At 64.2% G+C, this 22,706-nt stretch carries 22 protein-coding genes and 1 tRNA gene; 9 read left to right on the top strand and 14 right to left on the bottom strand.

Annotation, left to right across the window (positions count from 1 at the left end):
- Nucleotides 1–6 precede the first annotated feature (6 nt).
- Nucleotides 7–570 (top strand): CHAP domain-containing protein, encoded by a 564-nt coding sequence (locus QP803_RS02300; protein ID WP_284946063.1) that lies wholly within the window; start codon nt 7–9, stop codon nt 568–570.
- Here the strand turns inward: QP803_RS02300 and QP803_RS02295 are convergent.
- Nucleotides 545–1,333, bottom strand: coding sequence for an EipB family protein (locus QP803_RS02295; protein WP_284946062.1), 789 nt, complete (start codon nt 1,331–1,333; stop codon nt 545–547). The genes QP803_RS02300 and QP803_RS02295 overlap by 26 nt on opposite strands.
- A 96-nt stretch (nt 1,334–1,429) precedes the next feature.
- Here QP803_RS02295 and QP803_RS02290 point away from each other — a divergent pair, with 96 nt between their 5' ends.
- From QP803_RS02290 to QP803_RS02275, 4 genes are read left to right on the top strand one after another with little or no spacing between them, the layout of a single operon-like run.
- Nucleotides 1,430–1,927 (top strand): DUF488 domain-containing protein, encoded by a 498-nt coding sequence (locus QP803_RS02290; RefSeq protein WP_284946061.1) that lies wholly within the window; start codon nt 1,430–1,432, stop codon nt 1,925–1,927.
- Between the two features lies 1 nt (nt 1,928).
- Nucleotides 1,929–2,549, top strand: coding sequence for a carbonic anhydrase (locus QP803_RS02285; RefSeq protein ID WP_284946060.1), 621 nt, complete (start codon nt 1,929–1,931; stop codon nt 2,547–2,549).
- Nucleotides 2,546–3,220 carry an MT-A70 family methyltransferase gene (locus tag QP803_RS02280; protein WP_284946059.1) on the top strand — a complete coding sequence of 225 codons (675 nt, stop codon included), beginning with the start codon at nt 2,546–2,548 and terminating at the stop codon, nt 3,218–3,220. Before QP803_RS02285 ends, QP803_RS02280 begins: the two co-directional genes overlap by 4 nt.
- A 31-nt stretch (nt 3,221–3,251) precedes the next feature.
- Complete coding sequence (locus QP803_RS02275) at nt 3,252–3,476, top strand: hypothetical protein (protein WP_284946058.1); 225 nt, start codon at nt 3,252–3,254, stop codon at nt 3,474–3,476.
- On the opposite strand, the gene QP803_RS02270 is transcribed toward QP803_RS02275, so the two are convergent.
- The gene (locus tag QP803_RS02270; protein ID WP_284946057.1) at nt 3,473–3,865 is read right to left on the bottom strand and encodes a winged helix-turn-helix transcriptional regulator; all 393 of its coding nucleotides are present in this window, start codon (nt 3,863–3,865) and stop codon (nt 3,473–3,475) included. The two genes, QP803_RS02275 and QP803_RS02270, sit on opposite strands and share 4 nt — an antisense overlap.
- 119 nt (nt 3,866–3,984) lie before the next feature.
- On the opposite strand from QP803_RS02270, the gene QP803_RS02265 reads away from it, so the two are divergent.
- The 3 genes from QP803_RS02265 (at nt 3,985) to QP803_RS02255 (ending at nt 6,859) form a co-directional block, all read left to right on the top strand.
- Nucleotides 3,985–4,737, top strand: coding sequence for an SDR family oxidoreductase (locus QP803_RS02265; RefSeq protein ID WP_284946056.1), 753 nt, complete (start codon nt 3,985–3,987; stop codon nt 4,735–4,737).
- A 70-nt stretch (nt 4,738–4,807) separates the two neighbouring features.
- Nucleotides 4,808–5,638: an amidohydrolase family protein gene (locus QP803_RS02260; RefSeq protein ID WP_284946055.1), complete on the top strand. Its 831-nt coding sequence runs from the start codon at nt 4,808–4,810 to the stop codon at nt 5,636–5,638.
- A 90-nt stretch (nt 5,639–5,728) separates the two neighbouring features.
- Nucleotides 5,729–6,859, top strand: coding sequence for a M20/M25/M40 family metallo-hydrolase (locus tag QP803_RS02255; protein WP_284946054.1), 1,131 nt, complete (start codon nt 5,729–5,731; stop codon nt 6,857–6,859).
- A 14-nt stretch (nt 6,860–6,873) separates the two neighbouring features.
- Here QP803_RS02255 and QP803_RS02250 read toward each other — a convergent pair whose 3' ends face one another.
- Both QP803_RS02250 and QP803_RS02245 read right to left on the bottom strand, forming a co-directional pair.
- On the bottom strand, nt 6,874–10,011 hold the full coding sequence (locus QP803_RS02250) for an efflux RND transporter permease subunit (RefSeq protein ID WP_284946053.1): 3,138 nt from the start codon (nt 10,009–10,011) through the stop codon (nt 6,874–6,876).
- A gap of 1 nt (nt 10,012) precedes the next feature.
- Nucleotides 10,013–11,215, bottom strand: a complete 1,203-nt coding sequence (locus QP803_RS02245) for an efflux RND transporter periplasmic adaptor subunit (RefSeq protein WP_284946052.1) — start codon at nt 11,213–11,215, stop codon at nt 10,013–10,015.
- 174 nt (nt 11,216–11,389) lie between these two features.
- Here QP803_RS02245 and bluB point away from each other — a divergent pair, with 174 nt between their 5' ends.
- Complete coding sequence (gene bluB / locus QP803_RS02240) at nt 11,390–12,025, top strand: 5,6-dimethylbenzimidazole synthase (protein WP_284946051.1); 636 nt, start codon at nt 11,390–11,392, stop codon at nt 12,023–12,025.
- Here bluB and QP803_RS02235 read toward each other — a convergent pair.
- The 10 genes from QP803_RS02235 to truB form a co-directional block, all read right to left on the bottom strand.
- The gene (locus QP803_RS02235) at nt 12,003–13,148 is read right to left on the bottom strand and encodes an acyltransferase family protein (RefSeq protein WP_284946050.1); all 1,146 of its coding nucleotides are present in this window, start codon (nt 13,146–13,148) and stop codon (nt 12,003–12,005) included. The two genes, bluB and QP803_RS02235, sit on opposite strands and share 23 nt — an antisense overlap.
- Nucleotides 13,149–13,192: 44 nt before the next feature.
- Nucleotides 13,193–13,432, bottom strand: coding sequence for a DUF1902 domain-containing protein (locus QP803_RS02230; RefSeq protein ID WP_284946049.1), 240 nt, complete (start codon nt 13,430–13,432; stop codon nt 13,193–13,195).
- A gap of 221 nt (nt 13,433–13,653) precedes the next feature.
- Nucleotides 13,654–13,729 (bottom strand) — tRNA-Lys (locus QP803_RS02225).
- A gap of 95 nt (nt 13,730–13,824) precedes the next feature.
- Nucleotides 13,825–14,310, bottom strand: a complete 486-nt coding sequence (locus tag QP803_RS02220) for a peptidylprolyl isomerase (RefSeq protein ID WP_284947803.1) — start codon at nt 14,308–14,310, stop codon at nt 13,825–13,827.
- Between the two features lie 59 nt (nt 14,311–14,369).
- On the bottom strand, nt 14,370–14,927 hold the full coding sequence (coaD, locus tag QP803_RS02215; protein ID WP_284946048.1) for a pantetheine-phosphate adenylyltransferase: 558 nt from the start codon (nt 14,925–14,927) through the stop codon (nt 14,370–14,372).
- Nucleotides 14,905–17,667: a DNA gyrase subunit A gene (gene gyrA / locus QP803_RS02210; RefSeq protein ID WP_284947802.1), complete on the bottom strand. Its 2,763-nt coding sequence runs from the start codon at nt 17,665–17,667 to the stop codon at nt 14,905–14,907. The genes coaD and gyrA overlap by 23 nt, the downstream gene beginning before the upstream one ends.
- Before the next feature lie 228 nt (nt 17,668–17,895).
- Nucleotides 17,896–18,807: a lysophospholipid acyltransferase family protein gene (locus QP803_RS02205; RefSeq protein ID WP_284946047.1), complete on the bottom strand. Its 912-nt coding sequence runs from the start codon at nt 18,805–18,807 to the stop codon at nt 17,896–17,898.
- Nucleotides 18,808–18,934: 127 nt separating this feature from the next.
- Entirely contained in the window at nt 18,935–21,067 is a 2,133-nt protein-coding gene (pnp, locus tag QP803_RS02200) for a polyribonucleotide nucleotidyltransferase (RefSeq protein ID WP_284946046.1), read from the bottom strand.
- 296 nt (nt 21,068–21,363) lie between these two features.
- Complete coding sequence (gene rpsO / locus QP803_RS02195) at nt 21,364–21,633, bottom strand: 30S ribosomal protein S15 (protein ID WP_284946045.1); 270 nt, start codon at nt 21,631–21,633, stop codon at nt 21,364–21,366.
- A 25-nt stretch (nt 21,634–21,658) separates the two neighbouring features.
- A complete protein-coding gene (truB, locus tag QP803_RS02190; RefSeq protein ID WP_284947801.1) occupies nt 21,659–22,582 on the bottom strand; it encodes a tRNA pseudouridine(55) synthase TruB in 924 nt (307 codons plus the stop codon).
- Nucleotides 22,583–22,706: the final 124 nt, after the last annotated feature.

Raw genomic sequence — 22,706 nt, 5'->3', positions numbered from 1 at the left:
CCGCTTATGTCCTGCCTTCCTGTGCGTCTGCTCAGCCTTCTAACCCTTGCGACGCTCACCGGCTGCGGCGGTGGATACGCCTCCTACGGTCAAGCGACGTCCATGACCTGCGTGCCCTATGCCCGCCAGATCTCGGGCCTCGTCCTCAACGGCGATGCCTGGCAATGGTGGGATGCTGCTGCGGGCCGTTACGCGGAATCGCAGCTGCCCGAAACCGGCAGCGTGCTGGTGTTCCGCCGCACGTCGCGCCTGCCGAGCGGGCATCTCGCCGTCGTTTCCGCCATCGTCTCTCCGCGGCGGATCATCGTCACTCAGGCGAACTGGCTGCCCTACCGCGTGACGAATGATCAGCCGGTGCTGGATGTGTCGCCCGAGAACGACTGGTCGGCGGTGCGTGTCTGGTGGCCACCTTCGGGTGCCTGGGGCATGACGGTCTACCCGACCTATGGCTTCATTTTACCCCAGCCGGGGCCGACGGGCGCGGGAACGCCGGTGGCGTATGGCGGAACGCGCTGCGCTTTTCCGCCCACCAAGGCGACGTCGCTTAACAATGGTGCGGCAGCAGCTTGAACTGCGCCAAGGTCCCATTCATCGTGAAATTGCCGAAATCCATGGAAAGGGCGTCCGCGACGCCATTATCCCAGTACCGCATCGCCAGCAGCATATCGGGCAATGCCTGAGATCGGTCACCGAAATAGCCGATATGGACGAAGAGGCTCGGTAACTTGCTCAAAGGCGCGAAGCTGGTCGGCACAGTCTCACCATGCGCCGTAATGACCGAGAAGGTATTCTCGACCATGCTGTCAGACGTGCCATCGAAAACCGGCAGGGCCACGAACATCTTGCCCGTGCGGGCCGCTTCTAGCACCGCCTCGGTCTGCGCCATCGGAAAGACCGTGCCGGCGGGCAAGGTCAACCGCTTGGCGTTTGGCTGGGTATAGACGGCGACGCCGGGCTTGCCGGGCGTGATCTCCGCAAAGCCGACACGCACCACCGTTTGATCGTTGGTGCCCTGCGCAATCCGAAAACGGAAGCTGCGCCCGTCCTTCGCTTCCCAGGTCGAGTAGTCGGAGGTCGTATGGGTGTCCCCACCCTCCCGGTCCAGCACCGTCATGTCCAGCCGCTGCTGGGTGGCCCAGCCGTCGCACCCGTCGATCACTTGGTATTCCATGGCGCCCGAGGCATTGGTCACGCCACTATTCTCGGTCGAGGCCAGGGTCAGACGATAGAACGCGCGATGGGCGGCGAGCGCCGCAGGCGTGGGCGCCGCCTGGGCGATTGCGGGCAAGCCCAGGAAAGCGGCGAGAGCAAGCCAGGCGAAGGGACGTGTCATGCGGGGCCGTATTCTCCATCTTGCGCGCCGGACCTGGCCGGCGCCACCTGCCGACTCGACCCAAGGTCATAAGAGCACGAACGATAGGCCGGACCCATGCCCGTTTTAACGCCCGCCCCGACGCTCTATTCCATCGGCTACGAGAAGGCGGGCTTCGCGGACTTCATCCGGACGCTTCAAGCTGCGGGCATCGCCACCGTCATTGATGTGCGGGACTTGCCGCTGTCGCGCCGCGCCGGCTTCTCGAAGCGCCAGTTGCAGGCGGGGCTGGCCGAGGCCGGCATCGGCTATCTTCATCTCCGCGCGCTTGGCACACCGGCCGAGGGGCGGGAGGCCAATCGGCGCCGCCGTTGGCCGCTATTCTGGGACATCGTGACACAGAGCCTCGCCCGACCCGAGGCCGATATCGCGCTGGAGCAGGCCGCCGCGACCGCCCGCGCCGCGCCGAGTTGCCTGCTGTGCTATGAGGCCGATGTCTGCACCTGCCATCGCCTGCGTGTAGGGGAGATGTTGAGCGCGCGGCACGGCTTCACGCTCAGCCATCTTCAGGTCGCGCATGGGTTCGATATTGCGGTGTCGGGCGCCACACTTTAGCGTGTCCACTGTGGATTCCCTCATCAGCGGCTATCAACGATTTCGTGGCACAGTCTGGCCGGAACGGCGCGCGCTGTTCGAAGGTCTGGCACGTCGTGGTCAGCAGCCGGAAACGCTCGTCATCGCCTGTTCCGACAGCCGGGTCGATCCGACCATGATCTTCGACGTTGCTCCGGGCGAAATCTTCGTCGTGCGCAACGTCGCCAACCTGGTGCCCCCCTTCGAGCGTGACACCGCCTTCCACGGCACCAGTGCGGCTCTTGAATTCGCGGTCAGGGTTCTGGGCGTGAAGGATGTCATCGTGCTGGGCCATGCCATGTGCGGCGGCATCCACGCCCTTCTGTATCCCACCTCCGCCGAGCGGCTGGACTTCATGTCCTCCTGGATGGAGATCGCGGCCGAGGCGCGGGACCGCGTTCTGGCCTGCGAGCCGGTGGAAGAGCGTCAGCCACAGATGTGCGAGCAAGAGGCCATCAAGCTGTCGCTGCGCAACTTGCTGACCTTCCCCTGGGTCGCCTCCCGCGTCGAAGCCGGCCGGTTGCAGCTTCATGGCGCGTCCTTCGACATCCGCACCGGCGTGCTGTCCAAGCTCGACGAACACGGCGCCTTCCAGCCGGTATGACGGAGGCGGCGGCCGACCTTCCGTCGGCGCTGGGTGAGCGGCGATTCGGGACCATCCTCGCCGATCCGCCCTGGCAATTCATCAACCGCACCGGAAAGGTGGCGCCGGAACATCGTCGGCTGGGCCGCTACGGCACCATGGACGTGGCCGCCATCGCCGATCTGCCGATCGCCGACTATGCGGCGCCGACAGCGCATCTCTATCTCTGGGTGCCCAATGCGCTGCTGCCGGAGGGTTTGCGGGTCATGCGGGACTGGGGCTTCGCCTATAAGTCCAACATCGTCTGGCACAAGATCCGGAAAGACGGCGGGCCGGACGGGCGTGGCGTTGGCTTCTACTTCCGCAATGTCACCGAGATTCTTCTCTTCGGCGTGCGCGGTCGCAATGCCCGCACCGGCCCTGCCGGGCGCCGGCAGGTGAACTTCATGGCGACGCGCAAGCGCGAGCACAGCCGCAAGCCTGACGAGCAATATCCTTTGATCGAATCCTGTAGCCCAGGCCCGTATTTGGAGCTGTTCGCCCGTGGCCCGCGCGACGGCTGGACGGTTTGGGGCAACCAATCGGCGGAATACGAGCCGCATTGGAAGACCTATGCCCATAATTCGGCATCGGACCGTGAGGCGGACACGGCCGCGCGCCCCAACTTGGTCTTGTCGCCACCGCGCGGATGATGCGATTGTCGCCCCTTCAAGGATGGCCTGAATGATCACACGTCTGTCCCGCCTTCTGATTAGCGCCGCCCTAATCCTGGCGTGGCTGGCCGTGATCTGGGTGGTGATCGACATTCTGTTCGCGGATCAGGATACCTTGGTCGGTGATTCTATCGCCATCATCTGCGCCGTCCTGTCCCCAATCCTGTTGCTTCTCGGCTGGAGCCTCTATTGGGCGAGCGAACGTGCGGCCCGCCGACCGCTGGCACGCGCTTAAGCTTTCGACTTCGCGTCGAAGGCGCGGCGCGACTCCTCGATGCGTTGAAGATTCTGCGCGGCCCAAATCCAAACGCCGCAAAAGGCCTCGCTTAGCGTAAAGCCCAGCTCCGTCAGCTTGTATTCGACCTTGGGTGGAATGACGGGATGGATGGTGCGGATGACGAGCCCGTCCCGCTCCATCTGACGTACCGTCTGGGTCAACATCTTCTGGCTGATGCCACTGGCAACTTCGGCGAGGCGCGTGAAGCGCAACTCCCCATGCTCGGTCAGCGCCTCCAGCACGATCATCGTCCATTTATCGGCGACCCGACCAATCACCTCATTCACCAAGGCTTCAACCTTCGGATCAAGATCCGCGGGGTAGTCGTGACCGTGCGTGGCCGACATAGCAACACTCTCCGTTTAGTAAGTATAGAACTTTTAGGTGCCTACTTCCCGATGGTAAGCGTCGCTCGGTATATCACCTTGGCGCGACGGTTACACGCGCTTTGCAAGGGGCAAGAGCCATGAACATCACGGGCAATACCATTCTGATCACCGGCGGCGGATCGGGCATCGGGCGCGGCCTGGCTGAGGCATTCCACGCCGCCGGCAATCAGGTCATCATCGCCGGCCGTCGGCCGCAACCGCTGGAGGAGGCCTGCGCCGCCAATCCTGGCATGGCCTTCCAAACGCTCAATGTTGAAAGCACCGACGCCATCCGCGCCTTCGCGGCCCAGATCATGGCCGATTATCCGGCGCTGAATGTCCTGATCAACAATGCAGGCGTCATGCGCGCGGAGAATCTGCTGACGGAGCCGTTCGACCTGACCGACGCCGAGGCCACGATCACCACGAACCTGCTCGGGCCCATCCGGCTGACGGCGGCTCTGCTGCCGCATCTTCGCCAGCAGGCCCGCGCGACGGTGATCAACGTCACCTCCGGCCTCGCCTTCATGCCGCTGACGGCGACGCCGACCTATAACGCGACCAAGGCGGCGATCCATTCGTATAGCCAGTCACTGCGGCATCAGCTTCGCGAGACCTCGGTTCAGGTGATCGAACTCATTCCGCCCGCAGTGCAGACTGACCTCATGCCGGGCCATAACGAAAACCCGAACGGGATGCCGCTCGCCGATTATATTCAGGAGAGCATGGCGCTGTTGCAGGCCAATCCCGATGCCGCCGAAGTCTGCGTCGAGCGCGTGAAGATGCTGCGCAACGCCGAATCGACCGGCCAGTACGAAAAGGTTTTCGGGATGCTAAACCAGGCGCATTGAAGCAACGGTGGGCGGAACACGCGGCGCGTTTCCGCAACGTTCCGCATCTTACCGACGCCGGGGGTTACATATGGTTCCGATCATCGATACCCATCTCCATCTGATCTATAAGGATCGGCTGCGCTATCCTTGGCTTGGCGACGTGCCCGTGCTGAACAAGGACTTTCGCCTCCAAGACTATCGCGCCCAGGCCGATGCGCTCGGCATCGAAGCGGCACTGCATATGGAGGTGGATGTCGCGGAGGAGGATCAGGCGGCGGAGACGGCGTTCGTCACGGGCCTGGGCGCACCGGTGATCGGCGCCATCGCCGCTTGCCGGCCTGAGGCAGCCGGCTTCGCGAAAACGTTGGAGGCGCTTGCCGCCAACCCGCAGGTGCGGGGGGTGCGGCGGATCCTCCATACCTCGGCGGATGAACTCGGGCAGCGCGCGGTCTTTGCGGAGAATCTTCGGCGGCTCGCCGCGTATGACCTCAGCTTCGATCTCTGTGTTCTGGCGCGGCAACTGCCGATCGCGGCGCAGCTCGCGCAAGCCTGTCCGGATGTCCGCTTCGTGCTGGACCATTGCGGCGTGCCCGATGTCGCTGAACAGGCACTCGATCCCTGGCGCGCCGATATCCGGCGTCTTGCCGAACGCCCCAATGTCGTCTGCAAAATCTCGGGCATCGTCGCCTACGCCGGCGCGGATTGGACGGTGGAAACCCTGCGCCCCTTCGTGGAGCACTGCATCGAAGCCTTCGGCTGGGACCGTGTGGTCTGGGGCAGTGACTGGCCAGTCTGCACAGTGACCGCCGATCTGCCGCGATGGGTCGCGGCGAGCCGGGCGCTGGTGTCCGGCTGTTCCGAGAGCGAGGTCGCCGCGCTGTTCCATGGCAATGCGCGCCGCCTGTATCGTCTGGGCTAGCGCTGAGGCACGGTTGCCAGCACGCACACGCACAGGCAGCATCCGCGCGATTGGCGGACTCGCTTTGGGTGCGCGCAGCGGAGACTACGCATGGACTTGGCAGCCCTTCCCTTCGACAGTGAGGCAATGCTCGCGGGCCTGCGCGCCTGGGTAGACTGCGAAAGCCCCACCTGGGACAGCGCCGCCGTCAATCGGATGATGGACCTCGCGGGGCGGGACCTGATGCTGGCCGGCGCCCGGGTGGAGCGCATTCCGGGGCGCATGGGCTTTGGTGACTGCCTGCGCGCGCGCTTTCCGCATCCTCAGCCCGATTCGCCCGGCATCCTGATCATGGGCCATCTCGATACCGTGCATCCGGTCGGGACGATCGACACGCTCGCCTGGCGGCGCGAAGGCGGAACCTGCTGGGGACCCGGCATCTATGACATGAAGGGTGGCAATTATCTGGCGCTGGAGGCGATCCGCCAACTCGCGCGCGCTGGGATCGCAACCCCCTTGCCCGTGACTGTCTTGCTCACCAGCGACGAGGAAGTCGGCAGCCCGAGCACGCGCGACCTGATCGAGGCAGAGGCATCTCGCAATCGCTACATCCTGGTGCCCGAGCCGGCGCGCGAAGATGGCGGCGTCATTACCGGGCGTTACGCCATTGCGCGCTTCCGCCTGGAGGCGACCGGCAAGCCCAGCCATGCCGGCGCAAAGCTTGCCGACGGGCGCTCAGCCATTCGCGAAATGGCGCGCCAGATCGGCATCATCGAAGATATGACGACTGCGGACTGCACCTTCAGCGTGGGCGTGGTGCAGGGCGGCCAATGGGTGAACTGCGTCGCCAGCACCTGCACGGGGGAAGCGTTGAGCATGGCGAAGCGTCAGGGCGATCTCGACGCCGGCGTTGCCAAGATGCTCGCCCTCACCGGCTCCTCACCCGAGACCGGGTTCGCCGCGACACGCACAGTCACTCGGCCGGTGTGGGAGCCGAATGCGGCCTGCATGGCGCTGTATGAGCAGGCACGCGAGATTGCCGCGAGCATTGGAGTGGTGCTGCCCCATGACAGCAACGGTGGCGGTTCGGACGCGAATTTCACCGGCGCCCTGGGGATCGCAAGCCTGGATGGGCTCGGCGTGAAAGGCGGCGGTGTGCATACGCTGAACGAGCATATCGACGTCGCCAGTCTTGCCGAGCGAGGCCGTCTGATGGCCGGGCTGCTGGCGACGTTGCGGTAACGTCGCGCAGCGCCCTACTCCGCCGCCTTGGCCATCGGGTCCATCTTCGACGCCAGCCTTGGCAGCGTCTTGAGACGCTGCGGGGACAAGGCGGTTTGGAGGCGGTCGAGATACAGGTAGATGACGGGGGTGGTGTAGAGCGTCAGTACCTGGCTCAGTAGCAGGCCGCCGACCATTGCGAAGCCGAGCGGCTTGCGCAGTTCTGACCCTGCACCGCTTTCCAGCATCAGCGGTAATCCGCTGAAGATCGCCGCCATTGTCGTCATCAGAATTGGCCGGAATCGCATCAGGCAGGCCTGACGGATGGCCTCATGGGGGGACTTGCCCTCGCGCCGTTCGGCATTGATGGCGAAATCCACCATCATGATGCCGTTCTTCTTGACGATGCCGATCAGCAGAATGATGCCGATCAGGGCGATGACGGTGAGCTGGTAGTGGAAGATCATCAGCATGAGCAGTGCGCCGACCCCGGCTGACGACAGCGTCGACAGAATGGTCAGCGGCAGGATGTAGCTCTCATAGAGAATACCCAGAATGATATAGACCGCGATCAGCGCCGCCATGACGAGATAGGGCTCGGACTTCAGCGAGGACTGGAAGGCCTGAGCGGTGCCCTGAAAACTTCCTTGCACGGTCGAAGGGACGCCCATCGATGCCTCCATCTGCTGCACCTGGCTAACTGCGGCGCCGAGCGCGCCGGCGCCCTTCAGATTGAAGGAGATGGTGACCGAGGGGAACTGGCTCTGATGGTTGATGGCCAGCGGCTGCACCGGAACGGTGGTGTGATGCACCAGGGTGGAGAGCGGTACGGGAATGCCGCTGGATGATTGCACATAGAGTTTTCGTAGCGTGGCGACACGACCGAACTCATCGGGCATCGCTTCGAGGATCACGTAATAGGCTTTGTTGCCGGTGAAATATTGCGCCACTTCACGCTGACCGAAGGCATCGTACAGGATGTTATCGATCGTCGCAGGTTGAATACCGAACCGCGCCGCCTGGTCGCGATCATAGGTCAAGGTTTCGGTGGTGCCGGAATTTTCCTGATCCGAGGTGACATCAGTGACGGTCGGCAGGGTGCGCATCTTGGCCAGGATCTTGGGCGCCCAGGCGTTCAGCTCATCCTGCTGCGCATCCTGAAGCGTGTATTGATACAACGTACGACCCAGCCGCGCGCCGACACTGACATCCTGGGCGGGCTGCATGAACAGCTTGATACCCGCCAATTGCTGCATGCTGCGGTCGATGCGCGCGACCACTTGGCTCGCATCCATGCCGGGGCGCTGGCCCCAGGGTTTCAGCGTAATGTACATGCGCCCGTTATTCGCGGTCTGACCGCCTGCGCCCGCGCCGACCGAGGCAGCGACGGAGGCGACGGCCGGGTCCTTCAACACCAGAGCGTTCACCCGCTCCTGAAGCTTGGAAATCTGCCCATAGGACGCGTCCTGCGCCACTTCGGTGATGCCGATGATGATGCCGGTGTCCTGGGTCGGGAAGAAGCCCTTTGGAATGATGATGTAGAGGAAGACCGTGAGCGCGACTGTGCCGATGAAGACCATCAAGGTGATGAACTGGAAGCGCAGCGCAATATCGAGCGTCTTTTCGTAGAAATCGACCATCGCCTTGAACATGCGCTCGACGGCGTTATAGAAGCGCCCGTGCTGATGCGCCTCGGGGCTCAGGAAGCGAGCGCACATCATGGGTGTCAGTGTCAGGGACACCATCGCCGAGATGATGATGGTGATCGAGACGCAGATCGCGAATTCGCGGAACAGGCGGCCAACGATACCACCCATCAGAAGCAGAGGGATGAAGACCGCAATGAGCGAAAAGCTGATTGAGACGATGGTGAAGCCGATTTCGCCAGCGCCTTGCAGCGCCGCGTCCATCGGTTTCATGCCTGCTTCGATATGGCGGAAAATATTCTCCAGCATGACGATGGCGTCATCGACGACGAAGCCGACCGCGATGGTCAGTCCCATGAGTGATAGATTGTCGAGGCTGAAGCCGCAGATATACATCATGCCCAGCGTACCGACGAGCGCCACGGGGATCGTCACGCTGGGGATCACCGTCGCCCACAGGTTGCGCAGGAATAGGAAGATGACCATCACGACGAGGCAGATGGCGAGCAGCAGCGTGAACTCGACGTCGTTGACCGAGGCGCGAATGGTCTGGGTGCGGTCGGAGATAAGGTTCAGATGGATGTCGGGCGGGAAATCCGCGCGCAGCGCCGGCAGCTTCGCCTTCACCCCATCCGCCGTCGCGATGACATTGGCATTGGGCTGCTTGAAGATCAGCAACAGAACTGAGCGCTTGCCATTGGTCCAAGCCGCCAGCTCGCGATTCTGCGGACCGGAGACGGCGTGGCCGATATCGCCAATACGGATCGGCGCGCCGTTCTTATAGGCAATGATGACGTTGTTATAGGGCGCGGCGGTGGTGAGCTGATCATTGGCGTAGATGGTGAAGGACCGATCGGGGCCATCCACGCTGCCCTTGGGGTTATCGACGGTGACGTTGGTCAGGACGGTGCGCACATCCTCCATCGTCAGGCCCATATTGGCGAGGCGGGCGGGGTCCACCTGAACGCGGATCGCCGGTGTCTGCTGGCCGCCGACCAGCACCTGCCCGACGCCGGGAAGCTGTGAAATCTGCTGCTCCACGACGTTTTCGGCATAACTGTCGACATCGGTGATGGGCGCCTGATCGGACTGCATCGCGAGCGTCATGATCGGGCTATCGGCCGGATTGACGGCGCGGAAGGTCGGCGGGCTCGGCATGCCCTTCGGCAGTGAGCCCTGGGCGGCGTTCATCGCCTCCAACACCAGGGTTTCGGCATTGGCGAGATTGACGCCGAGACCGAATTGCAAGGTGATCTGCGTGGTGCCGAGGACGCTCGCCGAGGTCATTTGGGACAGGCCCGGCAACATCTGGCCGAACTCGGTCTCCAACGGGGTGGCGACGGTCGAAGCCATGGTCTCCGGGCTCGCACCCGGATAGCTCGCGGTTACCGTCAGGGTCGGAAATTCGACATTGGGCAGCGGCGCAATTGGCAAGGACGGATAGGCGGCGAGTCCCGCCAGGAAGATCGCCGCGGCAATCAGCGATGTTGCGATCGGTCGCCGGATGAAGGGTGACGAAATGCTCATCTCAGGTGGGGGCCCCGGTGCTATTGGGGGCGGCTTCCGCCGTGGGCGTGACGGGCTTCGCGACCGTCGCTTTGATATGGGCGCCAGGGGCAAGCCGGGACTGGCCGGAGAGCACGATGGCTTCGGTGCCCCTCAGGCCCTTGGTGACCACCGACAGGCCGTTATCCTGATAGCCGACGTCGATCATCACCTGTGCGGCCGTACCGTCCGGCTTGGCGACATAGACGAATAGGCCGCTCGGCCCGTGCTGCACGGCGAGTGACGGCACTGTCACCGCCTTCTTCAGGGTATCGACCTGCAGGCGGACGTTCACGAACTGCCCCGGCCAAAGGTGATCGTCGGTATTGGGAAAAGAGGATTTCAGCGAAATGGTGCCCGTGCTGGTATCGATGGCATTGTTCGGGGTCAGCAGCGTGCCGCGCGCCAATAGAGTCTGGCCGGTGCTGTCATAGGCCAGCGACAAGACCGGGCCCCGCGCCCGCGCATCCTGCACTTGCTGCAATTGATCCTCAGGCAATGTCATGACCACCGCGATGGGCTTGTCTTGCTGGATAGAGATGATGCCGCTGGTGCCATTGGCGGTCACGAGGTTGCCGACGTCGAGCTGATACAGACTGATCCGCCCGTCGAAAGGGGCGCGGATGACACAATAGCCGAGGTTGATCTGCGCGGTTTCGATCCGCGCCTCATCGCCTGAGACGGCGGCATTGTCCTTGCTCACCGTCGCCTGTTGATCATCGACCTGCTGCACCGGCGCGTAGCTGCTCTTTGCCAGCGACTGATAGCGATGCAGATCGAGCTGGGCGCTTTGCAACTGCGCCTCATCCTCCGACCGCTGGGCGACCGCCGCGTCCAGCGCGGCCTTGTAGGGGGCAGAATCGATCTGGGCGACGATGTCCCCCTGATGCACCTCCTGGCCCTCCTTGGCGGGAAGCGCCTCCAGAATGCCCGTGACCTGGGCCCGGATCTGAACCGTCTTGAAGCCTTTGACGGTGCCGAGACCATCAAGGAAGACGGGCACATCCCGCACCTGGGCGGTCTGCGTCGCGACCGGCACCACAAGGGGCGCGGGCTTTGCCGCGTTCGACGTATCAGACGTGGCGTTCGCAGCGGGCGAGGCCGCATGGCCATCCATTTCCCACCAGACACCAACACCGACGACCACAACGACCGCGGCTATGATCCAGAGGCTGCGCCTTCTCATCATCGTTCTCCACCCTCGATGAGGGCGCGCGCGCCCCGCCGTTCAGATACGCTTGCTTTCCGCCAGATGGGACACGTGTTCACGTGTTTATGAGCCCCGGTTGCACTCGGTAACATCCGGTCACCGCCCAGTGACGCGGTGACACCTGGCCTTTCAGTCGCTACGAGGCTGGCTATGGGACCGATTTTCGACGAAATCTTTCGGCGGCAACTCCTCGATCTCTTTCGCTGGCGGCGGGATGTGCGCCGATTCAAGACCACGCCCGTCGATCCCGCCGAGCTGGACGACTTGCTGGAGATCGCCGGGCTCGCGCCTTCGGTCGGCCTGAGCCAGCCGTGGCGCTTCGTGATTGTGGACGACCCTGCCCGCCGCGCGGCCATTCGGGCGAGCTTCCAACGCTGCAATGCCGAGGCCCTGGCCAGCCAGGATGACGACCGCACCGGCCTCTATGCACGGCTGAAACTCGCGGGGCTGGACGAGGCACCCTGTCACCTCGCGGTCTTCGCCGAACCGCATCCCGCGCAGGGCCATGGCTTGGGGCAGCATACGATGCCCGAAACCACGGCCTATTCGGCCGTCATGGCCATCTTCACGCTATGGCTGGCCGCTCGGGCCCGGTCGCTGGGCGTCGGCTGGGTCTCGATCCTCGATCCCGCCCAGGTGACGGCGGCGTTGGATGTGCCGGCCGATTGGATCTTCGTGGGGTATTTCTGCATCGGAACGCCCGAAGCGGATCACGACACGCCGGAGTTGGAGCGCGAGGGGTGGGAGCACCGGCGGCCTGCCGTCAGCGTTCGTCTCCAACGATAACGGGGACGATGCTGCGCCGACGGGTCGGCGCTGACAGGCGACGCAGCAGGCGCTGAATGGGCTGATCAATCCCGAAGGCGAAGATCGCACTGAGGGCGTAGATCGAGACGAGACCGAGAAGCGCGACCACATAGAGGGTCGGCAGCCCGTAGGTGCGGCCTTTGGTATGGACGGTCACGATCAGCAGCAGCGGCGCGTGCAGGATATAGAGCGGGTAGGACATCGCCCCGAGGCGCTTTGCCATGCGGCCGAAACGCAGCACGCCATGGCGTTCCAGCACGGCGAGGCCAAGGATGACCGCAGCGAAGGCCAAGCCACCGGGCACCGCCATGGCAGGCGACCCAAAGTCGTGCCCCCAATGGGTTGCCGGCAGCATGGCCGCCAGGGCCGCAACCCCGACCGTAAGGGCGCCGAACGCAGCCCAGCGGCCGACCGGCCTTGCCACCACGATCCAGCCGCCGAGGAGACCCGCGAAGAAGTAGAATTCGAACGGCGCCAGAAAGCGGCTCGCCGCATGGGTGGCGAAGCGGGTCAAGGCTGCGGGCGGCACGAGCCCGACCTGGCTCAGCAGCGCCGGCGGACACCAGACCCAGCAGACGGCGGCGACCCATAGCGCCAGCAGTGGCCGACCGACCTTGGGCAGCAGGCAGAGGCCGAAGACGAGGTAGAAGGCGACTTCGTAGCGGAGCGTCCAGGCCGGTGGATTGTATTCAACCACATCGACCGGCCACAGGCTCACCAGGTTCGCCAGATAGGACGGCGTGAGAAAGGCATAGAGGTAGTGGATGGGAATGAGGAGCGTGATCCAATAGGCGGGATAGATGCGGCAGATGCGCCGCCACCAGAATCGCGGCAATGCCGCCGCGCGACCGAAATCCGCATGATGGGCGGTCATCATGACGAAGCCGCTGAGCACGAAGAAGAATTGCACGGCGATGGCGCCGGGAAAGGCGAGGCCGCCGAGGATCGAGGTGCCGGCGACCGCGGAGTGACGGCCGATATCGGACAGCAGATGGTCGATGACGACAACGGAGGCTGCGACGAAGCGGCCGATTTCGAGCGAGCCGATGGTGGGTCTGGATCGCGCCGGTCGCGATGAGGCGGCCGCGATCGGTTCACTCATGAGATGAGTTTATGCGTGAACCAGCGCAGGTTGCCAGCGAGCTTCTACGCCAAATGGCGTGATGCCCACACGACTCTGTCGGCGACCAGGCGGAACGGCACCAGCGCGCCCAGTGCCACAGGCTCCCCATCCTCGACCAGAACATCCGGCACGCAGTCCCGCAGTTTTTCGAGAAGGAGTTCGACGGTGGATGCGTCTGCGTTCAGCCGGGGCATTTCCGCGCATTCCGCCCGCCAGAGTCTGGAGTCGTCGTCCCAATGGGCTTTGATTTCGAAGGTTTTCATGATGCCCCCTGCGAGCAGGATTTCTGGACTGACCCGGCTGCGACTATAAGAGAATGAACCTTCGTTCTGACTGCAGACAAGTTAAGTTGGCGTTGAGGAACATCACATTCACGGTATTGCGGTGTGCACGTTCCGATCGAGATTACGTCGATCATCGACGTCATCCGTGGTGATCACATGCTTGAATTTCATGGAATACGCTGCGGCGAAACGGCGGAGAGTGGTGAGCCCGTCGGGATTCGAACCCGAGACCCCATGATTAAAAGTCACGTGCTCTACCAGCTGAGCTACGGGCTCTCCGCATCGCGCAGGCTGCCTTGAAGGGCATGGCTCAGCCTGCGTCAAGAGTGGCGCCCGACGCGGTGCCCCGCGTCGGGGTAGCAACGGCCCTGTTACTGGGCCGCGACCGTCATGTGGATGATCCGGTCAGGGTCGGTCACGCTGCCGCTCTGGCCGACGCCCTTCTTGATATCATTGACGTATTCCATGCCGCTGACGACCTGACCGACGATGGTGTACTGGCCGTCGAGCCAGGGGGTCGGCGCCAGGCAGATGAAGAACTGGCTGTTCGCGCTGTTCGGGTCGCCCGTCCGCGCCATGCCGACCGTGCCGGTCAGGAACTTGGCGTCGGTCGTGAATTCCGCCGGAACGTTGGGCAGCGGGCTGCCACCCGATCCCGTGCCAGTGGGGTCGCCACCCTGGGCCATGAAGCCCGGAATGACACGGTGGAAGGGCGTGTTGTCATAGAACCCTTCGCCGGCCAGCTTCAGCAGGCGGGCGGAGGCCTGCGGCGCGATATCGGGCCGCAGCTTGATGACCACCGTGCCGTATTTCAGTTCCATGTTCAGCGTATCGGCCGCAGCCTGTGCGTCGCTCATTCCTAATCCCATCACGGTTGCGCCGAGGGCGACGACGATCGCCTCTCTTCGGTTGATGATCATGACTGTTGTTTCTCCTTCACCCACGCGTCGAGCCGTTGTTCCGCCAAAGGCGGCACGAAGCTCGAAACATCTCCACCGAACGACGCGATTTCCTTCACGAAGCGCGAGGAGATGAACTGGTGTCGCTCGCTCGCCATCAGGAACACCGTCTCGATCGTCGGATCAAGGCGGTAGTTCATGCCTGCGAGTTGGAATTCGAAATCGAAATCCGAAATCGCCCGCAGGCCGCGAATGATGACGCTCGCCCCCATATCCCGCACGAAATGCACGAGCAGTGTGGAGAAGGGACGCACGTCGATGACCATGCCGTGCTCACGCGCGACATCGGCGGTCACGTCCTGCACCAAGGCCACACGCGCCTCCAGCGACAGCATGGGGCCTTTGCCGGTGTTCACCGCCACGGCGATGACCAGCCGGTCCACCACCCGCGCGCTACGGGCGATGATGTCGAGATGGCCATTGGTGATCGGGTCGAAGGTGCCGGGATAGACCCCCACCCTCTCCACGATCGGCCTCACCTGGCTCGACACCTCAGGCTGCGGTGCCGTCATCATCTGGCTCGCTGTCGTCGGATACGTCTGGGAACGTCTCATCCGCGATGGCTTCGGGGATGATGCCCTCGATCGTCTCGGGCTCGGTCGGCTCTTCCATGACGGGGAAGACGCTGGTCACGGTCTCACCCTCCGTCAGGCGCACCAAAGTCACGCCCATGGCCTGGCGTCCGGTGATGCGAATCTGGTCGCCCGGCACGCGGATGAGGCGCGCGGCATTCGTCACCAGCATGAGATCGTCACCCGGACGCACCGGGAAGGTTGCGACCACCGCCGTGCCATTGCGCGGCGCCAAGGTGATATTGGTGATGCCCTGCCCGCCTCGGCCCGTGACGCGATAGTCGAAGGCGGAGGACCGCTTGCCGAAGCCGCCATCCGTCACGGTCAGCAGCATCTGCTCGGCCTCTTCCATCGCGGCGAACTTCTCCGGCGAGAGGGTGACATCGACCGAGACGCCTTCGGCCTCGGCTTCCACCTCGACCTCGGCCTCTTCCTCGTCAGAACCACGACGCTTCTGGGCCATGATCTTGAGGAAGGCGACGCGCTCTTCGGTGCTGGCTTCGAGGTGACGCAGCACGGACAAGCCGATGACGCGGTCACCGGCGGCAAGCCGAATGCCCCGCACGCCGGCGGAATCACGACCTGCGAAGACGCGCAGATTGTCGCCATGGATATGGAAGCGGATGCAACGGCCGCGCTCGGTCGCCAGCATCATATCGTCCCCGTCGCGGCAGGTGGCGACGCCGATCAGGTGATCGCCCTCGTCAAGCTTCATGGCGATGAGGCCCGAGGTCCGCATATTGCGGAAATCGGAGAGCTTGTTGCGGCGGACATTGCCGGCGGCGGTCGCGAAGACGAGGTGCAGATTCTCCCACAGGCTCTCATCCTGCGGCAGCGGCAGCACCGTGGTGATGGTATCGGTGCCAAGCTCCGGCAGCAGGTTGATGAGCGCGCGGCCCTTGCCCTGCGGCCCGGCCTCCGGCAGGCGCCAGACCTTCTCGCGATAGGCTTTGCCGCCCGAGGAGAAGAACAGTACCCATTGATGGGTATGGCCGTTGAAGCTGCGCGTCACCACGTCACTGCCGCGCGTGGCGGCGGCGGTGCGTCCGCGCCCGCCACGATTTTGCTGGCGGAAGGTTTCGAGCGGCGTGCGCTTGATGAAGTTGTCGCGCGTGATGGTCACCACCATCTGGCCGGGCTCGATCAGGCTTTCATCATCCTGGTCAGCGGCGGCGTCGATGATCTCGGTCATGCGCGGAGAGCCGATTTCGGCCCGGGCCTCGGCCAATTCCTCGCGCATCACTTGGAGCCGGCGGGGGCGCGAGGCGATGATCTCCAGCAAATCCGCGATCTTGGCGGCGACCTCGGTCAGCTCGGCCTGGATCTTGTTCCGCTCCAGGCCGGTCAGGCGCTGCAGGCGCAGGTCGAGAATGCCGCGCGCCTGCGCTTCCGTCAGGCGCACGAGATTGGTCTCGCCGACGATATTGCCGCGATCCTCGATCAGAGCGAGCAGTGGCAACACGTCATCGGCCGGCCAGTCCCGGTCCATCAAGGCCGCGCGGGCGGCGGCGGCATCGGGCGCCGCGCGGATGAGGCGAATGACCTCATCGATATTGGCGACGGCGATGGCGAGGCCGACGAGCAAATGGCCGCGATCCCGCGCGCGGGCGAGATCATGCCGCGCGCGGCGGAGGATGACATCCTCGCGGAAAGTGATGAAGCAGGTCAGTGCCTCGCGCACGCCCATCTGGCGCGGGCGGCCATTGTCGAGCGCCAGCATGTTCACGCCGAAGGAGGTCTGAAGCTGGGTGAAGCGATAGAGCTGGTTCAGCACCACCTCCGGCGTCGCGTCGCGCTTCAGCTCGATGACGATGCGCATGCCAGAGCGATCGCTTTCGTCCCGCAAGTCGGAAATGCCCTCGACCTGCTTGGAGCGGACCAGATCCGCGATGCGCTCCATCAAGGTGGATTTATTCACCTGATAGGGGATTTCCGTGACGATGATCGCGGTACGATCCTTGCGGACCTCCTCGAACTCGGCGCGGGCGCGCAGGATCACGCTGCCGCGCCCGGTCTCAAAGGCGGAGCGGATGCCGGCGCGGCCGATGATGATGCCGGCGGTCGGGAAATCGGGGCCGGGAACGATGGCGAGCAACTCATCCAGCGTCAGGCCCGGATTCTCGATCATCGCCAATGTCGCGTCGATGATCTCGGTCGGGTTATGCGGCGGGACATTGGTCGCCATGCCGACGGCAATGCCGTTGGCGCCGTTGATCAGCAGGTTCGGGAACGACGCCGGTAGAACCTTCGGTTCCTCGGCGCTCTCATCATAGTTGGGTTGGAAATCGACGGTATCGCGGTCGATGTCGTTCAGCAGCAGCATGCTGGCGGCGGCAAGGCGCGACTCGGTGTAGCGCATGGCCGCCGGTGGGTCGCCATCGACAGAGCCGAAGTTACCCTGGCCGTCGATCAGGCGGACGCGCATCGAAAAGGGCTGCGCCATACGGACGAGGGCGTCATAGATCGAGGCATCGCCGTGCGGGTGATACTTACCCATCACGTCACCGGTGATGCGGGCCGATTTGCGATAGGGCTTGTCGGGCGTGAAGCCCGATTCCTGCATCGCGAACAGAATGCGGCGATGGACCGGCTTCAACCCGTCCCGCGCGTCGGGCAGCGCCCGCGCGACAATGACGGACATGGCGTAGTCGAGGTAGGAGCGTCGCATCTCCTCCTCCAGCATAACGGGCTGGAAGGCGGAGATGGGCGGAAGGGGCGGCTGGTCAGATGGGGGCGTATCGCTCAACGGTCTCTCGGCGCTGCTCAATCAAGAGTGGGGACTGGCAGGAGTGGACAAACGGGTTGGGTTGGATCAGCGGGTCATGGAGCACGACGCGCGCCAGAAATATCGCCGCCCCGAGGGGTGCGATAGATAAGCCCTGTATGCCTCTAAAGCGGCTTCGGGGCAAGCTCAGGCCGGATTTGCCGGCTCCTTCGGCCAGCGCTTGTGCAGCCACAACCAGGAGCCGGGATCGGCAGTGACCCAACGCTCGATCGTCGCGTTCATGGCCACCGTCAGGGCGTAGACATCGGCCTGCCGATCACCGCTGCGCGGCACATCGAGCGCCGGTTCGCAGACCATGCGCAGGCGCGCAGGCCCCAGACGCTCGACCCGGATGGGCACCAGAGGCAGGCCGAATCGCAGCGCGAATTGCGCCGCCGCCGGCGCCGTCATGGCCATGCGGCCGAAAAAGGGCGCGGCGATGCCGTCATTCATCTTCTGATCGACCAGCAGGCCGAGCGACCCGCCCGAGACGAGATGAGTCAGGGCGGCGCGGGCGCCGCGGGCGCCTTTCGGGAACATCGTCACGCCCGGCTCCAGCGCAGCGGACCGCTGGGCCATGATCACGCCGTCCATCACGACGTTCGAGGCGGGGCGATAGAAGCCCGAGACGGCGCGGCCGAGCTGGGAAGCTATGGGCAGCACCATCTCCCAATTCCCGAAATGGGCGGAGAAGAAGATCGCCTGTCCCGGCGGCAGGTTATCGCGCCCGACCATTTCCCAACCGGGGCCGGTGGCGGTTTCGCGGAGCTGGGCGAGATGCGCCAGTTCACCGACGTTGCGGCCGAGCGTGTCCCACACCTTGGCGATCGTCGCGCGGCGTGTGGCGGCGGTCATTTCGGGGAAGGCTTGGCGGAGGTTGCGGTCAGCGACCCGGCAGACTGGGAGGCGCATGCCGATGATGCGGGCAACGCTGGCCGCGAAGTTCGAGGCGCGGACGGGTCCCAGGCGACGGAGAAAACCGAGGCAGGCGGTCACGGCATGGAACGCGAGGATGTCGAGAAAGGCGCGAAGTTTGGAAGGTCGGCCACGCCCGGACATTGGGGTTCCTAGGCATTCCGGTGTGGTGGGAATGGCGGATGACGCTGCGCTTATCCGCCCGACGACATCGCGGTTGTCGCCGTCGTCCCCGGGCGGTGTGCCCGGGGACGACGATCTATTCCGCGACTTACTCTGCGGCGTCGTCCTGGCGCGGCTTGGACGCAATGTCCTGACCCGTCGCCTGATCGACCTGCTTCATCGACAGCTTGACCTTGCCGCGATCGTCGAAGCCGATGACCTTGACCTTCACGGCATCGCCCTGAGTCACGGCATCGGAGGTCTTGGAAACGCGGTTGACCGACAGCTCGCTGATATGCACGAGACCATCCTTGGCGCCGAGGAAGTTCACGAAAGCACCGAAATCGGCGACCTTCACGACCTTGCCGTTGTAGATGCGGCCGATTTCGGGCTCGGCAACGATGCCCTGGATCTTGTCGATGGCGGCCTGCGTCTTCTCGTCGCTGGTGGACGCGATCTTGATCGTGCCGTCATCGTCGATGTCGATCTTGCAGCCCGTCTGCTCGACGATCTCACGGATGACCTTGCCGCCCTGGCCGATGACTTCGCGAATCTTGTCCTTCGGCACGGTGATGATGGTGATGCGCGGTGCCGTGGCGGCAACGCCCCCACGACCTTCGGTCAGCGCCTTGGCCATCTCGCCAAGGATATGCAAACGGCCTTCCTTGGCCTGATCCAGCGCGATCTTCATGATCTCGGGCGTGATCGACGTGATCTTGATGTCCATCTGCAGGCTGGTGACGCCCTGCTCGGTGCCGGCCACCTTAAAGTCCATGTCGCCGAGGTGATCCTCGTCGCCCAGGATGTCGGACAGCACGGCAAAGCCACGGTCTTCCTTGATCAGGCCCATGGCGATGCCCGCGACCGGACGGATGAGCGGAACGCCCGCATCCATCAGGGAGAGCGAGGTGCCGCAGACGGTCGCCATCGAGGAGGAGCCGTTGCTCTCGGTGATCTCGCTGACCACGCGAAGGGTGTACGGGAACTTGTCCTTGGCGGGCAGCAGCGGGTGGATGGCGCGCCAGGCAAGCTTGCCATGGCCGATTTCGCGGCGGCCCGGAGAGCCCATGCGGCCGGCTTCACCGACTGAGTACGGAGGGAAGTTATAGTGGAGCATAAAGTGCTCGCGATACTCGCCCTCAAGCGCGTCGATCATCTGCTCGTCCTGGCCGGTGCCAAGCGTCACGACGCAGAGCGCCTGAGTCTCACCACGGGTGAACAGCGCGCTGCCATGGGCGCGCGGCAGGATGCCGACTTCGGCGACGATCGGGCGCACCGTGCGGGTGTCGCGGCCGTCGATGCGCAGGCCCGTGTCGAGGATCGTGTTGCGCACGATATCGGCTTCGAGGTCCTTGAACAGGCCCTTCGCCTTATCGGCATCGAGGCCCTCGGCCGTCAGCGCGACGCCGGCGGCCTTCTTGGCGGCGCCGATCTTCTCGTAACGGGCGGCCTTCTGGGTCTCGTTATAGGCTTCCTTGATGTCGGCACGCGCCAGCGCATCGACGCGCGCGGCGAGCGAAACCTCGGCGGCCGACTTCTCCGGCAGGGCCCAAGGCTCCTTCGCGGCATGCTCGGCAAGCTCGATGATCGCGGCGAGCACGACCTGGAAGGCGGTGTGGCCGAAGGTCACGGCGTCGAGCATGATCTGCTCAGACAGCTCCTTCGCCTCGCTCTCGACCATCAGCACGCCTTCGGCGGTGCCGGCGACGACGAGATCAAGCTCGCTTTCCTCGGTCTGGGCGAGCGTCGGGTTGAGGATGAATTCACCCCCGATGCGCGCGACGCGGGCGGCGGCGACGGGGCCGAAGAAGGGGATGCCGGACAGGGTCAGCGCGGCCGAACAGCCGATCAGGGACACGATGTCGGGATCGTTCTCAAGGTCATGGGCGAGGACAGTGGCGACGACCTGAACCTCGTTGCGGAACCCTTCGGGGAAGAGCGGGCGCAGCGGACGGTCGATCAGGCGGCTGACCAGCGTCTCGTTCTCATTCGGGCGGCCTTCACGCTTGAAGAAGCCACCGGGAATCTTGCCGGCCGCGAAGGCCTTTTCCTGGTAGTTGACCGTCAGCGGGAAGAAGTCCTGCCCCGGCTTGACGCTTTTGGCGCCGACCGCCGTGCAGAGCACGATGGTGTCGCCATAGGTGATCAGGACGGCGCCATCGGCCTGGCGGGCGATCTTGCCCGTTTCCATGATGAGGGGGCGACCGCCCCATTCGATTTCCTTGCGGAAATAATTGAACATTCAAACATCCTTTCAAGTGCGCAGGATGCGACGGCGAATGGACGGGCGAGCCTGGCAGGGCCAAAGAAACGGGGCTTCGGCGTCTCGGGCGGCATGGGGAGCGGAATGCGTGGTCTAGTCTGGTAAGACCGCATCCGCCGGCCATGTGGCCGGAAACGCCGTGTTGCCCCGGACCGCTTCGGGTTGCCGGGCCGGCTTGCCTTATCTGCCGCCGCATGCGCGGCTGCATTGTCGCGCCGCCGATGCGGCGAAACCCACCTTCCCCCGCGTGGCGGAAGGTGGTCGCATAGCGTCTTTTAGCGGCGCAGGCCGAGGCGGCCGATCACCGTGGTATAGCGCGAGGCGTCCTTGCGCTTCAGGTAATCGAGCAGCCGGCGGCGACGGCCGACCAGCATCAGCAAGCCACGCCGGCTATGGAAATCCTTGGCGTGGATTTTGAGGTGCTCGGTGAGGTTCACGATGCGCTCGGAAATGATCGCGACCTGGACCTCGGGGCTGCCGGTATCATTGGCGCCCGTGGCATATTCGGAAATCAGCGTCGTGCGACGCTCGTCTGTAATCGACATCGTGAAAGATCCCTGTGGTCTGGAGTTACAACAGGCGTTCGGGCTTCATCCAGCCTTCTTCAAGCCGGCATAATCCGATCACGCGGCCCCCCACCATGGCGCGCGCCAAACCACCTGCGGGATTGGCGCCGTCCGGTATCCGCCCCATAAGATCGACCAGACTAATCGCCTGGCCATGGCTGAGGCCGATGGCTTCACTCTCGGTCAGGGCCAGCGCCGGGATGTCGGCCAGCGCGGTCGCGACCGGCAGCAAAAGCTCCGGGGAGATGGGGGCCATATCCTCCCCCATTTCCAGCTTGTCCAGGGAAATCGCCATTTCCTCGGTAAAGGGGCCGACCCGCAGCCGGCGCAGGACGGTGATATGGCCGAGGCTGCCGCAGGCCCGGGCGATGTCACGCCCCAGGCTGCGCATATAGACGCCCTTGCCGGATTCGACCTCGAACACCGCCGTATCCGCATCCGGCCGATCGATCAGCACGAAGCGATCGACCTGGGCGGGGCGGGGCTCCATCACCGGGGCGCGGCCTTCGCGCGCCATGTCATAGGCGCGTTCGCCCGCCACCTTGATGGCGGAATAGATCGGCGGGATTTGCATGATGCTGCCCCGGAACGCCGGCAGGGCGGCTTCGATGGCGGCATCATCGGGACGCGCGTCCGTGGTTTCGATCACCGCGCCATCGGCATCGTCAGTGTCCCGCGCTTCCCCGAAACGAATGGTGAAGCGGTATTTCTTGGTGCCGTCCATCACGTAGGGCACGGTCTTGGTGGCAGCGCCGAAGGCGATCGGCAGCAGGCCGGTGGCCAGCGGATCGAGCGTGCCGCCATGCCCCGCCTTCTCGGCGTCGAACAGGCGCTTCACCTTGTTCACCATATCGGTGCTGGTGGGGCCCTGGGGCTTGTCGAGGATCAGCCAGCCATCCAAGGGACGGCCGCGCCGGCGGCGTTTCATCATGTCGTGCGCAATACTAAAAAGAGGGGGGCGGCTATGGCAGGAGATGGCGGGATCGGCAACCTCGCGGCGCTTGCATCCGAGCCCCGATGCCATGAGTTTAAAGATTAAGGTGACCTTACGC

Origin of the sequence: Acidisoma sp. PAMC 29798, assembly GCF_030252425.1 — a bacterium.
Classification (GTDB): domain Bacteria; phylum Pseudomonadota; class Alphaproteobacteria; order Acetobacterales; family Acetobacteraceae; genus Acidisoma; species Acidisoma cladoniae.
The sequence above is the reverse complement of the archived record's forward strand: the minus strand, read 5'-3'. Positions and strand labels throughout refer to the sequence as shown.

Coding starts and splice junctions, on each gene's coding strand:
- QP803_RS02220 (WP_284947803.1), bottom strand. CDS start 14,310: ATGAGCGACGCACAGGCTGCGGCCGATACGCTGAACATGGAACTGAAA.
- pnp (WP_284946046.1), bottom strand. CDS start 21,067: ATGTTCAATTATTTCCGCAAGGAAATCGAATGGGGCGGTCGCCCCCTC.
- QP803_RS02235 (WP_284946050.1), bottom strand. CDS start 13,148: ATGAGTGAACCGATCGCGGCCGCCTCATCGCGACCGGCGCGATCCAGA.
- QP803_RS02275 (WP_284946058.1), top strand. CDS start 3,252: ATGATCACACGTCTGTCCCGCCTTCTGATTAGCGCCGCCCTAATCCTG.
- truB (WP_284947801.1), bottom strand. CDS start 22,582: ATGAAACGCCGCCGGCGCGGCCGTCCCTTGGATGGCTGGCTGATCCTC.
- QP803_RS02245 (WP_284946052.1), bottom strand. CDS start 11,215: ATGAGAAGGCGCAGCCTCTGGATCATAGCCGCGGTCGTTGTGGTCGTC.
- rpsO (WP_284946045.1), bottom strand. CDS start 21,633: ATGTCGATTACAGACGAGCGTCGCACGACGCTGATTTCCGAATATGCC.
- QP803_RS02295 (WP_284946062.1), bottom strand. CDS start 1,333: ATGACACGTCCCTTCGCCTGGCTTGCTCTCGCCGCTTTCCTGGGCTTG.
- coaD (WP_284946048.1), bottom strand. CDS start 14,927: ATGATGACGGCACCGCAGCCTGAGGTGTCGAGCCAGGTGAGGCCGATC.
- QP803_RS02290 (WP_284946061.1), top strand. CDS start 1,430: ATGCCCGTTTTAACGCCCGCCCCGACGCTCTATTCCATCGGCTACGAG.
- QP803_RS02255 (WP_284946054.1), top strand. CDS start 5,729: ATGGACTTGGCAGCCCTTCCCTTCGACAGTGAGGCAATGCTCGCGGGC.
- QP803_RS02205 (WP_284946047.1), bottom strand. CDS start 18,807: ATGTCCGGGCGTGGCCGACCTTCCAAACTTCGCGCCTTTCTCGACATC.
- bluB (WP_284946051.1), top strand. CDS start 11,390: ATGGGACCGATTTTCGACGAAATCTTTCGGCGGCAACTCCTCGATCTC.
- gyrA (WP_284947802.1), bottom strand. CDS start 17,667: ATGCTGGAGGAGGAGATGCGACGCTCCTACCTCGACTACGCCATGTCC.
- QP803_RS02230 (WP_284946049.1), bottom strand. CDS start 13,432: ATGAAAACCTTCGAAATCAAAGCCCATTGGGACGACGACTCCAGACTC.
- QP803_RS02270 (WP_284946057.1), bottom strand. CDS start 3,865: ATGTCGGCCACGCACGGTCACGACTACCCCGCGGATCTTGATCCGAAG.
- QP803_RS02265 (WP_284946056.1), top strand. CDS start 3,985: ATGAACATCACGGGCAATACCATTCTGATCACCGGCGGCGGATCGGGC.
- QP803_RS02260 (WP_284946055.1), top strand. CDS start 4,808: ATGGTTCCGATCATCGATACCCATCTCCATCTGATCTATAAGGATCGG.
- QP803_RS02250 (WP_284946053.1), bottom strand. CDS start 10,011: ATGAGCATTTCGTCACCCTTCATCCGGCGACCGATCGCAACATCGCTG.
- QP803_RS02300 (WP_284946063.1), top strand. CDS start 7: ATGTCCTGCCTTCCTGTGCGTCTGCTCAGCCTTCTAACCCTTGCGACG.
- QP803_RS02280 (WP_284946059.1), top strand. CDS start 2,546: ATGACGGAGGCGGCGGCCGACCTTCCGTCGGCGCTGGGTGAGCGGCGA.